Below are 14,316 nucleotides of genomic sequence, written 5' to 3'. Positions count from 1 at the left end.
TTTTTGCTATCAATCTAGTCGATTAATTCACTATAATCTTTGTGGAAGCAATAACTTATATTCAATATGACTTCGATTTTTACCCGATGGTTTAAGCGTAATTTTTCCAGCCCGGCAACCATAGTCCTGACTATGCTGTTAGTACTGGGGTTTGTTTTTATTCTAACCCTTGGCGATATTTTAGCGCCAATCCTATGGGCTTTGGTAATTGCTTATTTGCTTGAGTGGCTGGTTAGTGCCTTGCAAAAACAGGGTGTTAGCCGTTTTTGGTCAGTTTTGATCGTCTTTATTGGCTTTATCACCCTGTCGTTGCTAATTATTTTGGGGCTAGTGCCTCTGATTTGGAAGCAGGGAACCTTATTGTTAGCCGAGTTGCCCAGTATTGGACTTAAAGCCAAGCAGGCGATTTTGGAGCTGCCGCAGAAATATCCAAACTTTGTCTCCACTGAGCAGGTTAATGATATCTTAACCAAGATAGGAACGGAGTTAGGCTCGGCAGGGCAGAGCTTACTAACTGCTTCTTTTAGCTCCTTGGTAGGTGTTGCTAGCTTATTGATTTATATCGTTTTAGTGCCGTTATTGGTGTTCTTTTTTCTAAAAGATCGTAATGTGATTTTGGGCTGGCTCAGCCAATGGTTGCCGCAAGAGCGCCAATTAGCGCAGTCGGTTTGGGGCGAGGTGAACCATCAGATCGGTAACTATATTCGCGGCAAGGTCATGGAAATTATTATTGTCGGCTTGGTTTCCTACATTGCCTTTGCCTTAATGGGGCTGAACTATGCCTTGTTACTGGGTGTTTTGGTCGGTTTTTCGGTGTTAATTCCCTACATTGGTGCGGCTTTAGTAACGATTCCAGTTTTGCTTATTGGCTTTTTCCAATGGGGTTTCAGTCAACCGTTTTATATCTTATTTGTGGTTTATATGATCATTCAGATCTTGGACGGTAACGTTCTTGTGCCACTGTTATTTTCCGAAGCAGTTAGTTTGCATCCCGTCGCCATTATTGGCGCCATTTTACTGTTCGGCGGTCTTTGGGGTTTCTGGGGCGTTTTCTTCGCCATACCGCTAGCCATATTGGTAAATGCGGTATTAGCAGCGATAAAAGAGCATCGAGAAGGACAGGAGCCTATTGAAGAAACTCCTGCATAACGCAGGAGTGTTAGTCAGATTTTAGTCAACCGCTAAAGGATATCCGAAGCATAATCCGCGAGTCGTGAGCGTTCGCCACGTTTTAGGGTGATATGACCCGCATGACTCCAGTTTTTAAAGCGGTCCACCACATAGGTAATACCCGAAGTGGTTTCGGTTAAATAAGGCGTATCGATTTGCGCCACGTTACCCATACAAACCACTTTAGTGCCAGGGCCGGCGCGCGTGATTAGAGTTTTCATTTGCTTAGAAGTTAGGTTTTGCGCTTCATCAATAATGATTAATTTATTCAGGAAGGTTCGCCCGCGCATAAAGTTAAGCGAGCGTACTTTGATCCATTTACGCAATAAGTCGTGAGTGGCGGCTGCGCCCCATTCATCATTATCCGACGGCGCTAATACTTCTAAATTGTCCATCAAGGCGCCCATCCAAGGAGTCATTTTTTCTTCTTCAGTTCCGGGCAAAAAGCCAATATCTTCACCGACTGAGACAGTAACGCGGGTCACAATAATTTCTTTGTAGCGCTTCATTTCAATCGCCTGTTCAAGCGCCGCGGCTAGGGCCAGTAAAGTTTTACCGGTGCCTGCAGGCCCTTGTAGAGTTACGAAGTCGATTTCCGGATCCATCAAGAGGTTCAAAGCATAGCTTTGTTCACGGTTGCGGGCGGTAATCCCCCAAATATTGTGGCTGTCAGTGCGATAGTCAGTTAAAAGCTCGATTAAAGCGGTGGGCTTACCATCCTCATCATTCTCAATCGAGCGAACAATGGCTTCAAAATGATCGGCGTCATGGAATAAGCATTGGTTGGTAAACCATTCTTCAACCAAAGGCCCTTTGATTCTATAGTAGGTATGACCATCTTCTTGCCAAGAATCCATGTCTCGGCTGTGAGTGTCCCAAAAATCTTCTGGCAGTTCGAAATAACCGGTATGTAGCTGCTCCACATCGTCTAACACTTTGTCGTTAAAGTAATCTTCGGCATGAACTCCGACGATATTGGCTTTAATTCGCAGGTTTATATCTTTGGATACTAGCGTGATGATCTTATCCGGCTCATTTTCTTGCAGTGCTAAAGCGACGTTTAAAATAGTGTTGTCGGCTTTCGAGCTGGGTAGCGAGTCTGGCAAGCGATCGGTATGTTCGCGAATTTGGAAATAAATTTTGCCGTGTTTTTTAATGTCGCCGATTTGTGGCAGAGCACCAATATGGATCCCTTGAATCATGGGGTCTTCGCCTTCTTCAGAGGAGGACATCAGGTCATCAATATAGCGGCTCACTTGGCGCACGTTACGGGCGGTTTCGGATAGGCCTTTTTTTCCAGCATCAAGCTCTTCAAGGACTACCATGGGGATAAGAATGTCGTGTTCTTCAAAACGGAAAAGGGCAGTGGGGTCATGCATTAAAACGTTGGTGTCGAGTACAAATAATCGTTTACCATCGATTTTTTTTCTTACCATTCTTCATCCTCTCGAATAGTTAACCAGTTGTGTTTGAAGGCTTTTAAAGCGATTTGACAGCTTCCAGTACCTCTTGTGCGTGTTCTTTAACCTTTACTTTGCGCCACTCTTGACGCAATTTACCACTTTCATCGATTAGGAAAGTGCTGCGTTCAATTCCCATGTATTCACGGCCATAGAGCTTTTTAAGCTTTATTACTTCATAGGCATTACACATAGCTTCATCGCCATCGGATAACAGCTCAAAAGGAAACTCATGCTTGTTCTTAAAGTTTTCGTGTACCCGAACTGTATCTCGAGAAACACCTAAGATTTCAGTGTTAAGCTTTTGAAATTGCGGATATAAATCGCGGAAATTTTGTCCTTCAGTGGTACAGCCCGGGGTGTTGTCTTTGGGATAAAAGTAGATCACCAGTTTCTTGCCTTTAAAATCTTTGAGGCTAAGAGTTTGATCGCCAGTGGCTGCTAGGGAGAAGTTTGGAGCTTTTTTATTGAGCTGAATTTTTGAAGTCACGTTTTTATCTGGCTTATCGTGTCGTTAGATAGACGCTATAAAAGTCTATCATTGTTCATTATTTAAGCATTTCTACTGAATGCATTTGATTTAACTGTACGTTAGAAAAAAATAGATCGCAAGCAATAAATTGACTATCGTAAAACTGCTAAATAAGTGCTTCTTTTTGCTTGTTTTTAGCCACTGGCATGGCTACCATAGCGGGCTATCTTAATCGTTTTTCAAAATCAAGAGCTTAATCTCGTAACCCATGGCTTCAAACAACTCGTCTCCCAACAATCCAGTGTCGGACAGCTTAAAAGAAAGCTTAAAAGCTGGCTTATGTGGCAGTATAGTGGCGATTGTTACGCCAATGCAGCCTTCAAACCAAGGCTCTATGCCGAGTATTGATTTAGCGCGCTTAAAGCAGTTGTGCCAATGGCATCTGGCTGAAGGCACTAACGGCATAGTGGTGATGGGCACTACCGGCGAGTCTGCCAGTGTGTCCGAAGTGGATTATTTAAAAGCGATTGAAGTGGTGGTCAAAACAGTTGCCAAACGAGTTCCAGTGATCGCCGGAACGGGTGCTATTTCCACCACTAAAACCATGGATTTAACGACAAAAGCGGCGGCGCTTGGGGCTGATGCAGCTTTGGTTGTTACGCCTTATTATTGCAAACCCAGTCAAGAAGGGCTCTATTTGCATTTTAAGGCGGTGGCAGATAACTCTAGTGTGCCGTTAATTTTATATAATGTGCCAGGGCGAACTGCTTGCGATTTACTGCCGACTACCGTTGCGCGCTTGGCCGAGTACGAAAATATCGTTGCAATTAAAGAAGCAACTGGTGATGTTTCGCGGGTTAAGGAACTTATTGAAGTTTGTAAGACTCCAATTCAACTACTGAGCGGCGACGATGCTACGGCGCGTGAATTCATCCAAGCAGGAGGTCATGGAGTGATTTCGGTTACGGCCAATGTAGCTCCGGCTTTGATGAGCCAAATGTGTCAGTTAGCGCTGGATGGTCAACAAAAACAGGCAGCGATTGTCGACCAAAAATTGAGCGATCTACACCGCGACTTATTTTTAGAGGCTAACCCAATTCCTGTGAAATGGGCGTTGGCTGCCATGGGTAAAGTTGAGGATGCGATTATGATGCCCTTAACCTCGTTAAACAAAGAATTTCAACCTGCGGTATTAAAAGCATTGGAAAAAGCGAATGTTAAAACACAATAAAAAATTATTAGTTAATTTATCTTTTTTAAGTCTGCTCAGCCTTTCTGGTTGTAGTTGGTTTTCCGCGAATGACGGACGGGAAGACATCGACGAGGCCTACCTTAACAGTCGTCAAGAACAAGCATTACAAATTCCAGCAGATGTTTCGGAAATTCAGCTTGACGATCACTATAAGATCCCCGAAGGGGCAGTGATCGTTAATCGTGATCCTAAAGGGCAAGCTTTAACCATTGAACCGCCGCAATTGCTGTTAACTAGCGGTGATGGTGTGCGCGAAGATCCCGATGCACCAAACCCCACCGTCTGGTTACGTGGAAACTCGTCCAGACTGGCGGAGTTTTTTCAAGGCTTTGCTACGGCTAACCAAATCAAAACGGTGGCAACAGGCAGTCAACGCCTTGAAACCGACTGGCTTAGCGATGAAGACGAAGGACTTGCTGAAGGTTTAGGTGCTTACAATATTGATGGTCAACGCCATAAGTTTGACTTGTCGTTAGTGGCCGAAAGTGCCAATGAATTTGGTGTGCAATCGCGGCATGTGGCTAGCGAGCAGTACCTTGATGGGCAATGGGTGCCGGTAGAAACTTCCAAGCGAGTAGCGAAGCAGTTTTTGAATCAGTTTATTGGTTATTATGATGGAATTCGTGATAAAGAAGCTCGTGCCCGCATTTTGGCTGAGGGTAATATTGATACTCGTTTGGGTACTAATCCAGCGGGGCATATCGCTATCGTTTCCGGGCGTGATCTGGATGCGGTGTGGGGTAGAACTCCAGCGGTATTAGAGTTTTTAAATCTTAACTTGACCGATCGTGATAAATCTATAAATACGTTTTATTTCCAAGTGCCGGAAGAAGAAGGCTTTTTCAGTGGTTTATTTGGTAGTGAAGAAGAAGCTAAAGTCGACTTGGCTACGGGGAGCTATCTGATGGAGCTTGAGCCGAAAGGCAGCGGAACCAGCATTACTTTTAAAACCGAACAAGGTGATTTGCTCGATCCAAGTCTAGTAGGTAAATTATACCCTGAGTTTTCTGCGGCCTATCGAAGTCGGGGTATTAAGTAGTTTTTTGCTTTTGCACCTGACAAATTGATTGTGGAAAAATCGCAAGTGCCAGAGCCGAAATCCATTTCAGGCTTAAAGATAGCTTCCTTGGGTTCTGGCTCCAAGGGTAACGCAACCTTAATTCAAAGCGAACAAGCCTGTATTATGGTGGACTGCGGCTTCACGCTAAAAGAAACCGAGCTGCGCTGCCAAAAGTTAGGTTTTGATTTAGCCAGTTTGAGCGCCATTTTGGTTACCCACGAACATCAAGATCATATCAAAGGAAGCGGCCCTTTAAGTCGTAAATATCAAGTTCCTATATACAGCAGTCAGGGTACTTTTCTAAGCGGCAAATTTGGCCAGCCTTACGAATATTTTAAAATTAAACCCTATCAAGATTTTGAGCTTGGGGATTTAACCATTATCCCTTTTAATGTTCCTCATGATGCTCGCGAACCCTGCCAATTTGTTATTCAAGTTGCTGATAGAAGGTTGGCTATTTTAAGCGATCTGGGAAAAATCACTGAGCCCATTGTAGAGCTGTTAGCGACTTGTCAGGGGATTTTGCTGGAAATGAATCATGATTACGAAATGTTGATGAATGGTCCTTATCCTTATCAACTTAAGCAAAGGGTTGGTGGAAGTTTAGGGCATTTGAATAACCAGCAATCTTTGGATTTATTAGCACAGCTAGATCTAAGTCAGTTATCCTTGGTTGTTGCCACTCATCTGAGCGAACAGAACAACTGTCCCAATTTGGTCAAGCGACAACTTAATGATGTGTTTGCGGACAGCGCTGTTGAATATCACGTGGCTGATCAAACCGAAGGACTCTATTGGCTGGATTTTAGTTAAGTTTACCGGCGGTTATTGTTAATGGCAGACTTAAGGTAAACTTGGCGCCGCCTAAAGCTTCGCTATGTTCAACAGCAATAGAGCCTTGATGACGAATGGCTACGCTATTTACAATCGCCAGGCCCAAACCGGCGCCTCCCGAGTCGCGGTTGCGACTAAAATCTAGACGGGTGAAGGGCTCAAAAATCCGCTCGCGTTTACCTGGCGGAACGCCAGTTCCATCGTCTTCTACGATAATCGTAAAACGGTTTTGGTCGACAACTTTAGCTACAATAGTTACTTCCGAGCGGCTGAATTTTGCGGCATTACGAATCAAGTTTAACACTGCTCTTTCTACTAGTTTTTGATCAAGCAAACACTGGAAACCTTCTGCTGGCAGATACTTGGCTTGGATGATTTTATCGCTATAAAAAGGCTCGACTTTGCTGATGCTTGCACCGATTAAATCACTGATATTAAATTCTGCTAAGGTGAGTTTTTGTAATCCATCTTTAAGTCGAGAATAATCCAGCACTTCTTTGACCAAGGAATCGAGCTCTTCTAGCGCTTCTTCAATGTCCTTTTTTAAGTTTTCCGGCTTTAGACTGTCGGGTTTTTTAGGATCGGTGTTGGTTAATAGGTCGATAGCAAAATTAATCCGAGCCATTGGACCGCGAAACTCATGAGCGACAGCGTGCATTAGATCGCGTTGGTTTTGAATATTTTTATGGTGGCTATCTTGTAATGTAAAGATATAGTGACTTAATAAGGGAGTATTATCGGCAACATTATCCAGTTGATCGGCAACAGGAGTAAGCACAGCCTTGTTAGCCAATTTGTTTACCGCCTGATTGGCATCATGTAAACGCCTCTTTAAATATGATTCAGCTGAGAAAACGCAAGCGTAATTCAGTAGGGACAAAATAAGGGCATAAACCAGCCAATCCAAAACTGTGATCACATTATAATCATCCGGATAGGGCCCCAGCTGGAGATATTCTTGATTTTTTGTTTTTATGTAGGCTACCGGACCTTCATTAGCTTCCATGTAGGGGATATAGCGTTCTTTATCAAGCTCTTCGAGCGAGTCTTTGCTGATATCCAACTGATCTTTGCTCAGCTTGCGTATTTCAGTACTAAAATCGAGGCTGGCTCTATCCAGATCTAGTTCTGAATATTGATAATCGTTTTCGGCCAACTGTAGGTTAAGTTTTCGGGCATCCTGAATAATCGTTTTTTCAGTTTGTTCAAAACCGAGGGTGGTAGTCCAGGGAAAGTACACATAATACAGCAGTACAAAGGCAATAATATTAGTTAAAACCAGCAGTAAGGTAAGTTTGAGGCTAAGTTTTTTCATTGCGCCAGTAAGTAACCTTCACCGCGAATGGTTTTGATGATAAAGGGGACTCTGGGATCGTCGCCTAGTTTTTTACGCAAACGGGAAATCCTCAAATCAATACTGCGATCCAGCCCATCATATTCTATTCGAAAGGTTTTGCGGTGCAGTTCTTCACGACTTAATACTTCGCCAGACTTTTCTGCCAGCAGCCACAGTAAATTGTATTCGGCAGTCGTAAGGTGAACCATTTCGTTAGCCACTGTAACGGTGCGGCTTTTCGGATCGATGGCTAGGTTCTTGCCCAGTAGCTTTGGGGTTTTTGGCTGCGATGGTTGCTCTATGGCTTCGATGCGCCTTAACAGGGCACGTAGGTGTGCTAATAACACTCTTGGCTTTATAGGTTTAGTCAAGTAATCATCGGCACCAGTTTCTAGGCCAACGACCTCATCTATATCATCATCGAGCGCGGTTAGCATCAAGATAGGACCATTGTAGGTCTCTCGGAGTGAGCGACAAACGGTCAAACCGTCAACACCCGGCAACATAATATCCAAAATCACCGCCATAGGAGTCTGTTTTTTAACAAATTCTATGGCTTCAAGGCCATTTTCGATGATGGTCACTTCAAAGTCGTTGATCCGTAAAAAGTCTGCTGTTAAGGCAGAAAGCTTAACATCGTCTTCAACGAGTAGAATGGTATTTTTCATTATATTTAAACAGGTTAACGCGGTTTCTAGAACTAAAGTATTAAGCGGAGCCTAGTCTATCACATAAGGCTTGCATTTAAAGCTTTTGACCTTAAAATGGTAACCGTTGAATAATTTAACACTCACTAAGTGAACTACTTATCGGTTTTTTATAACAATGAATAAACTTTACTCTTTTACCTTGACGGTATTAGTAGCAATTTTGTGTTTTCCTCTGACGCTGAACTCCGCCGCTAACATCAATGTAGCGAGTAGCAGCTTACAACTTAATGGTATTGCCATCCAAAGTGAACTGCGTAGTGACTGGTTTATTAATGCACTGTATTTAGTCAATAAAACCAATGACCCCAATGCTATCTTGTCCGATATTAACCCTAAGCGCATGGAAATTAAGGTGTTGGCGGATAAATTATCTGGTCGTCGTCTGAAACGTTTTTGGGTTGAGCGTATCCGTATCAATAATGAGCCTGAGGATGTGTTAGGTATGGCCAAAGCGGTTCGAGGATTTGCTAATATGATGGGGCAGAATCTGGAAGCCAACGACGTTATCAGCATTGATTTTATTCCTGGTGAAGCAACAAGAGTTAGCATTAATGGTTCGGTCCAAGGAGACTTCTCTCCAGATTTGTATAACTTGATTGTAAAAAGTTGGGTTGGGGAAAGACCGCCATCACAAGAATTTAAAGATGCGATTTTAGGTAATACTAACTTCGACACCTTATTAAGCCGTTATCAGTCTATTCAGCCAAGCGAGGCTAGAGTGGCTTATTTCGATAAAAAGTTACAGCAGCAGATCGCAGCCCAAAAGCAAGCTGAAGAAGAGCAAAAGTTAGCGGAAGAGCTTAAAATTGCTGAAGCTAAAGCACTTGCAGAGCAGCAAAGATTGTCGGTGTTAGCAGAGCAGCAGCGGCTTGAAGATGAGCGTCAAGCGCGTTTGGCCAAAGAAGCTGAAGCTAAGCAACTCGAAGAGCAGCGTAAGCTAGAGTTAGCCCGTCAGGCTGAAGAGGCTGCGCAGAAACCACCGATTGTTGAGGTTCCTGAGGGGCCTACAGCAGAAGAAATAGCTAAAATTAAAAGTGGTTATGTTAGAACCTTACAGCGTCATTATAGTCCTCATTTCGAGTACCCAGTAAGAGAGATTATTAAAAGGCATGGGGCTTCAATTTTCAATAGACCCAAAAAAGGAAAAACTCACGGCTTGGTTAAGGTTAATGTTGAACTTGACCGAGACGGTGATATTGTCAGTGGTGGTTTAGCCGGAAGTTCTGGTGAAAAAATCTTGGATGATGCAGTGTTAAAAGCTTTATTCGATGCTGTTCCCTATCCCGCCATGCCAAATGAGTTAGAAGACGAAACTTTCAGCACAACACTATCCATTAGTATTCCTGCTCCCAAGAGCTAGAATTTTCGGATATAATCCCAATCATACCAAGGGGCCATTAGGCCCCTTCATTTTGAACTGAGGTTAATACACATCATGCATATCAATCAAAACTTTGATAGTGGCAATATCGAAGTGGTATCGACTAACGAGCGGCACGCCGATTTAACGATTCGTACCGACTCCAACTCAGAGTTTAAGCAGTGGTTTCACTTTCAAGTCAATGGCGCTGTTGGTAAAAAGTACAGCTTTTCCATTGTCAATGCCGCTGACTGCTCCTATGAAGCTGGTTGGGAAGATTATCATGTGGTTGCTTCTTATGATGGCGAAGATTGGTTTCGTGTGGCAAGCCGCTACGACAATAAAAAGCTAAGTTTTGATCATCAGTTTGAATATAGCTCAGTATTTTTTGCTTACTTTGCACCTTATTCATACCAAAGGCATCAACAGCTTATTGCTAATGCGCAGCTCGCAGAAAATTGTTTACATCAGGTTTTAGGCTTAACGGTGGAAGGCCGCAATATGGATTTGTTGGTAATTGGCGAGCAAACCAAGAAACCAATATGGATCACCGCACGCCAGCATCCGGGTGAAACTATGGCGCAGTGGTGTGCTGAAGGTTTGATCGAAGCTTTGCTGGATCCAGATAGCTCGATCAGCAGGAGTTTATTGCAAGATTTTTGTTTTTTCGTGGTACCAAATATGAACCCAGATGGTGCCATAAAAGGTAATTTACGCTCTAATGCTGCAGGTGCCAATCTGAATCGAGAATGGTTGAAACCAAGTAAAGAGACAAGCCCTGAAGTCTATTGGGTGCGAGAAAAAATGCAGCAAACTGGCGTAGAAGGCTATTTGGATCTGCATGGTGACGAAGGCTTGCCTTATGTTTTTGTGGCGGCGGTCGAAGGCAATCCCAGTTATTCGGACAAACAGCAGCAACTGGAATCTGCTTTTTCGAAGCACTTAATGGCGATCAATCCTGACTTCCAAACAAAATTCGGTTACGACAAAGATGAAGCGGGTAAAGCCGATTTACGGATCGCTAATAATTGGGTTGGTGAAAATTTTGGTTGTTTAGCGCTGACTTTAGAAATGCCTTTTAAGGATAATGCTAACTTACCGAATGCGATCACAGGCTGGTCGCCAGAAAGAAGTTATCATTTAGGGCAGAGTTTATTAACTGCACTTTCGATGACGTTAAAGTAGGCTGAAATTATGAGTAACATTTTAGTTTTGGGTGCTGGCTTTGTGGCTGAGCCGTTGGTTGAATATTTGAACCGTCGTGACGATAATCGAATTAGTGTCGCCAGTTATGTAATCAATGAAGCGCAAGCCCTAGCGGACAAGTTTCCTAAAATCGATGCTCTGCAAGTAGATGTCAGTGATCAAGAAGCGCTGGAATGCTTATTAGTAGATTACGATTTAGTGGTAAGTTTAGTACCAGCTCCTTTTCACCCAACTGTGGCTAAGGCTGCTATAGCGCAAAAGGTTGCCATGGTTACCGCCAGTTACGAGTCCGATGAGATGCGCGACTTAGCAACAGAGGCTGAAGAAGCCGGGGTTATTATCTTGAATGAAATAGGCCTTGATCCAGGCATCGATCATTTAAGTGCTATGGAAGTGATTGACCAAGTGCAGCAAAAGGGTGAAAAGATTACCGCTTTTGTTTCTTGGTGTGGTGGCGTTCCTGCCCCTGAGTCGAACAATAACCCTATAGGCTACAAGTTTTCCTGGGCGCCTAAGGGTGTTTTGATGGCCTTGCTAAATAAAGCTCAGTATTTGCACCAGAATCAAGCGGTAACGGTTAGTTCCGATCAGCTAATGGATTGGGCAAAGCCTTTGCTGATTGAGGGTTTGCAACTTGAGGGCTATCCAAATCGAGAGTCCATAAGTTATAAAGAAGTTTATGGCATTGATAGTGCGGAAAGTTTATTGAGAGGAACTTTGCGCTATCAGGGCTTTAGTGAAATCATTAAGGGTGCTTACCAGTTAAATTTATTGTCGACTAAAGTTTCTGATGTTAGCGCAACTGGTAGTTGGAAAGACTATATCGTCTCATTGAATCAAGCAGATAATCTTGAGCAGTTACTCAAGGTTTTAACTCCTAAAGCAAAAGATGCTCTAACTTGGTTGGGCTGTTTTAGCGAGCTACAGGTTGCTGCAAAAAATAGCCCGATAGATGTTTTTTGCGCTTTGTTGATAGACAAGTTGCAATACCTTGAAGGTGAGTCGGATATGATTGCGCTGCAGCATAAGTTCGTGGTTGAAGACAGTGCTGGCGGTGAGTATTTTTTGAGCTCCACTTTAATAGCGGTTGGCGATCCCGATGGCTATTCCGCGATGTCAAAAACGGTGGGTTATCCTGCAGCGATTGCCAGCCAGTTAATTTTGGATAACAAAGTAGAACGACAAGGTGTTTTGAGGCCGGTTTTTGCAGATATTTATCAGCCCACACTAAAAGCACTTGCTGCTGAAGGCATTGAGTGTGTTGAAAAACGTATCAGTTCTTCAGAAATGTCCAAACAAGAGTTTTTAGCTGAACTCTATTCTTAAAAATCCAGTTATTGAATGCCTAGCCCTAAATTTTGTTGTAGAAAATATAGGGCTTTGGCTGTATTTTCAAATTTGTCAGCACTTTTAGAAACCATAATAATAGGCTTTGGCTGATTTTGATGGTTTTGCATTCTTGCTAAATACTTCCAAGCGTCAAGATTAGTTTCTTCAAAAAACAACAAAGTTGCAGGAAAAGACTTGGTGCTAATGTTTTGATAGGGACTCAAAGCCAACAGCTTTTTCGCCGTTTTATTATTGTGTTCAAACCCAAGTTCTTGACGCCAAAGCGTATCTTCCAACAAATCTTGATTAGTCAGATCTAAAGTTTCCCCCTCTAAAATAGCAACGGAAAACAGGCTGGGATCATGGTTGAGTAGGCCGGCAAAAAGGTAAGCGTTTTCCTGATAAGCATAGAGCGCAGACTGATCGCGGCTGCTAAAGTTTTTATCGAGTAGCCATTCTTGGGCAGCGATTAGATCGGCTAAAGCTTTATGTTTGTTATCGCCGCTTCCAGCACGATACCAACTTTGACCATAAAGACCACCACCACGAATATGCGCAATGGCGACCTGACCTCCAGGGCGAATAAAGTTACTGGCTAGGAAGTTGTATTGATAAGAAAAGGTTTGCCCAAAGCCATTATGGGTTAATAACAGGGTCGGCAAATTCTTTTTCGCGGCCAAGCGGGCAGGTTTGATAATTTCTAGCGGAATACGGCTGCCGTCTTGGCTTCGGTAAAAGTGTAGCTGCTGTACGATTTCTTGCTGGCTTAAACCTAAGCTAGAGTTTTTCTCCTGAGTAACTTCTAATTCTAGGATAGGCTTCAAAGCGCTACTGGCAGAGTCGAAGTAGTAAGCCTGTGAAGGGTTAATCAGAGACTGATAGTTAAAGATTAATGACGTTTTACTAAAAAGGTTTTGCGGATAAAAAATTAATTCACCATAGCCGTTACTAGCAAGGCTTTTCTTACCGCCTCCGTTTAAATTACTTAACGCTAATTCGAGTTTAGCATTGTTTTTATAGGCCAGTAGCCATTTATTATCCATCAACAGTGCATTGACTAATAGCCCTTTATCTTGTGCCACCACTTCGCGCCAAAAACGGCGCGAAGGCTTGCTTAAGTTGATACTGATGATGCGGTTTCTGCCAGCGGATAAATTAGTTAGAAAATAAAACTCATCCTGTTTATTCGCTAAGTACTGAAAGGATGCCTTGATATTGGCAACTAACTTTATGGGTTTTTGCTCAGAATCTAGCGGCTGCAACCAAATTTGGGAGTTATCCGACTCAATACTGTTTTGCTCAATTACTATATAACGATGGTCATCGCTGAAACGAGGTTCTAAGTAAGCGAATTGTTCGGCTTTTTGCAGCTCTTTTTCAGGCAGTTCTTGAGTAAGGTTAAAAACCTCCCGATCTGTTAAGTGTGGTTGGAAGAGGTTGGCCCAATGAATCTTAAGGCCATCGCTGTAAATAAATTTTGTGGGGGAAAACCATGCTAAGCTCGATGGGTTTCGGGTGATGGGTAAATGGTTGTCTAACAGGGTTTGGGCACTAATATCATAAATCTTCCACTGATAGGTGCCAGCAGCATGGGAAAGCTGATAGGCCGCATATCGGGCTGTGGGCGAAAGCCGTAATTGCTGAATTTGACTCGAATTTGGAGTGGCTAGGTCAATGGTTTGGTAGTGCTTTGATAGGTTGTTGTAGATAAACAGTTGCCATAAGGGTTCTTGCGAGTCAGCATCAGTATTTGACGTGGCTGTCGACGTTATTTGTTGGCGTATAAAATAATAGTGGTCTCGATACACTTGCGGATAAAGGTAATTGGCGATTGGCTGTGCTTGAAGCTGTGCTTTAAAGTCATCAAAAGTATTACCTGAAAAAAAGCTGTTAGATAATTCGATTTGTTGTTGCCGCCACAGGGTAACGTCTTCAGATTCGACTTGTGATAACCAATGATAAGGATCGTTGATTTCAATACCTTGAAATTGGTACTGATGATCTTGAGTCTTATTGACAGGATTTTCGAGCGGGGCAGCGCTTTGTTCAACCTTGTCATCGTTGCAAGCGAAAACCAGCAGGCTAATGGCTATTAATATAATCAGGTTTTTTGCTAGTGGCATGCAA

Annotated in this window: 12 protein-coding genes; 7 read left to right on the top strand and 5 right to left on the bottom strand. The window is 43.1% G+C overall.

The window, feature by feature from the left end; translation table 11 throughout:
* The first annotated feature begins 66 nt into the window (after nucleotides 1-66).
* Nucleotides 67-1,149, top strand: coding sequence for an AI-2E family transporter (locus NFS34_RS10695; protein WP_251360032.1), 1,083 nt, complete (start codon nucleotides 67-69; stop codon nucleotides 1,147-1,149).
* Nucleotides 1,150-1,181: 32 nt separating this feature from the next.
* Here NFS34_RS10695 and NFS34_RS10690 read toward each other — a convergent pair whose 3' ends face one another.
* Complete coding sequence (locus NFS34_RS10690) at nucleotides 1,182-2,606, bottom strand: PhoH family protein (protein ID WP_251360031.1); 1,425 nt, start codon at nucleotides 2,604-2,606, stop codon at nucleotides 1,182-1,184.
* A gap of 43 nt (nucleotides 2,607-2,649) precedes the next feature.
* Nucleotides 2,650-3,120 (bottom strand): thioredoxin-dependent thiol peroxidase, encoded by a 471-nt coding sequence (gene bcp, locus NFS34_RS10685; protein WP_251360030.1) that lies wholly within the window; start codon nucleotides 3,118-3,120, stop codon nucleotides 2,650-2,652.
* Nucleotides 3,121-3,370: 250 nt separating this feature from the next.
* Here bcp and dapA point away from each other — a divergent pair, with 250 nt between their 5' ends.
* Genes dapA through NFS34_RS10670 form a run of 3 tightly spaced genes read left to right on the top strand, consistent with a single transcriptional unit; the run spans nucleotide 3,371 to nucleotide 6,227 of the window.
* Entirely contained in the window at nucleotides 3,371-4,333 is a 963-nt protein-coding gene (gene dapA / locus NFS34_RS10680) for a 4-hydroxy-tetrahydrodipicolinate synthase (protein ID WP_251360029.1), read from the top strand.
* On the top strand, nucleotides 4,317-5,393 hold the full coding sequence (gene bamC / locus NFS34_RS10675) for an outer membrane protein assembly factor BamC (RefSeq protein ID WP_251360028.1): 1,077 nt from the start codon (nucleotides 4,317-4,319) through the stop codon (nucleotides 5,391-5,393). Before dapA ends, bamC begins: the two co-directional genes overlap by 17 nt.
* Nucleotides 5,394-5,423: 30 nt before the next feature.
* The gene (locus NFS34_RS10670; RefSeq protein ID WP_251360027.1) at nucleotides 5,424-6,227 is read left to right on the top strand and encodes an MBL fold metallo-hydrolase; all 804 of its coding nucleotides are present in this window, start codon (nucleotides 5,424-5,426) and stop codon (nucleotides 6,225-6,227) included.
* Here NFS34_RS10670 and NFS34_RS10665 read toward each other — a convergent pair.
* Nucleotides 6,220-7,563, bottom strand: coding sequence for a sensor histidine kinase KdpD (locus NFS34_RS10665; protein WP_251360026.1), 1,344 nt, complete (start codon nucleotides 7,561-7,563; stop codon nucleotides 6,220-6,222). The two genes, NFS34_RS10670 and NFS34_RS10665, sit on opposite strands and share 8 nt — an antisense overlap.
* A complete protein-coding gene (locus NFS34_RS10660; protein ID WP_251360025.1) occupies nucleotides 7,560-8,252 on the bottom strand; it encodes a response regulator in 693 nt (230 codons plus the stop codon). The genes NFS34_RS10665 and NFS34_RS10660 overlap by 4 nt, the downstream gene beginning before the upstream one ends.
* Nucleotides 8,253-8,409: 157 nt before the next feature.
* Here NFS34_RS10660 and NFS34_RS10655 point away from each other — a divergent pair, with 157 nt between their 5' ends.
* The 3 genes from NFS34_RS10655 to NFS34_RS10645 all read left to right on the top strand — a co-directional run bounded on the left by NFS34_RS10655 (nucleotide 8,410) and on the right by NFS34_RS10645 (nucleotide 12,186).
* On the top strand, nucleotides 8,410-9,654 hold the full coding sequence (locus tag NFS34_RS10655; RefSeq protein ID WP_251360024.1) for a TonB family protein: 1,245 nt from the start codon (nucleotides 8,410-8,412) through the stop codon (nucleotides 9,652-9,654).
* Between the two features lie 75 nt (nucleotides 9,655-9,729).
* The gene (locus NFS34_RS10650) at nucleotides 9,730-10,839 is read left to right on the top strand and encodes a M14-type cytosolic carboxypeptidase (protein ID WP_251360023.1); all 1,110 of its coding nucleotides are present in this window, start codon (nucleotides 9,730-9,732) and stop codon (nucleotides 10,837-10,839) included.
* Between the two features lie 9 nt (nucleotides 10,840-10,848).
* Nucleotides 10,849-12,186 carry a saccharopine dehydrogenase C-terminal domain-containing protein gene (locus tag NFS34_RS10645; protein ID WP_251360022.1) on the top strand — a complete coding sequence of 446 codons (1,338 nt, stop codon included), beginning with the start codon at nucleotides 10,849-10,851 and terminating at the stop codon, nucleotides 12,184-12,186.
* Nucleotides 12,187-12,194: 8 nt separating this feature from the next.
* On the opposite strand, the gene NFS34_RS10640 is transcribed toward NFS34_RS10645, so the two are convergent.
* Nucleotides 12,195-14,312 carry a prolyl oligopeptidase family serine peptidase gene (locus NFS34_RS10640; RefSeq protein ID WP_251360021.1) on the bottom strand — a complete coding sequence of 706 codons (2,118 nt, stop codon included), beginning with the start codon at nucleotides 14,310-14,312 and terminating at the stop codon, nucleotides 12,195-12,197.
* Nucleotides 14,313-14,316: the final 4 nt, after the last annotated feature.

The sequence above is a fragment of the Kangiella sp. TOML190 genome (assembly GCF_023706045.1).
GTDB lineage: Bacteria > Pseudomonadota > Gammaproteobacteria > Enterobacterales > Kangiellaceae > Kangiella.
This window is presented reverse-complemented; position numbering and strand designations above follow the sequence as displayed.

Bases quoted from the DNA above. Each gene is read 5' to 3' on its own strand.
- NFS34_RS10655 (WP_251360024.1), top strand. From the start codon at position 8,410: ATGAATAAACTTTACTCTTTTACCTTGACGGTATTAGTAGCAATTTTG.
- NFS34_RS10660 (WP_251360025.1), bottom strand. From the start codon at position 8,252: ATGAAAAATACCATTCTACTCGTTGAAGACGATGTTAAGCTTTCTGCC.
- NFS34_RS10690 (WP_251360031.1), bottom strand. From the start codon at position 2,606: ATGGTAAGAAAAAAAATCGATGGTAAACGATTATTTGTACTCGACACC.
- NFS34_RS10650 (WP_251360023.1), top strand. From the start codon at position 9,730: ATGCATATCAATCAAAACTTTGATAGTGGCAATATCGAAGTGGTATCG.
- NFS34_RS10695 (WP_251360032.1), top strand. From the start codon at position 67: ATGACTTCGATTTTTACCCGATGGTTTAAGCGTAATTTTTCCAGCCCG.
- NFS34_RS10665 (WP_251360026.1), bottom strand. From the start codon at position 7,563: ATGAAAAAACTTAGCCTCAAACTTACCTTACTGCTGGTTTTAACTAAT.
- NFS34_RS10645 (WP_251360022.1), top strand. From the start codon at position 10,849: ATGAGTAACATTTTAGTTTTGGGTGCTGGCTTTGTGGCTGAGCCGTTG.
- bamC (WP_251360028.1), top strand. From the start codon at position 4,317: ATGTTAAAACACAATAAAAAATTATTAGTTAATTTATCTTTTTTAAGT.
- NFS34_RS10640 (WP_251360021.1), bottom strand. From the start codon at position 14,312: ATGCCACTAGCAAAAAACCTGATTATATTAATAGCCATTAGCCTGCTG.
- dapA (WP_251360029.1), top strand. From the start codon at position 3,371: ATGGCTTCAAACAACTCGTCTCCCAACAATCCAGTGTCGGACAGCTTA.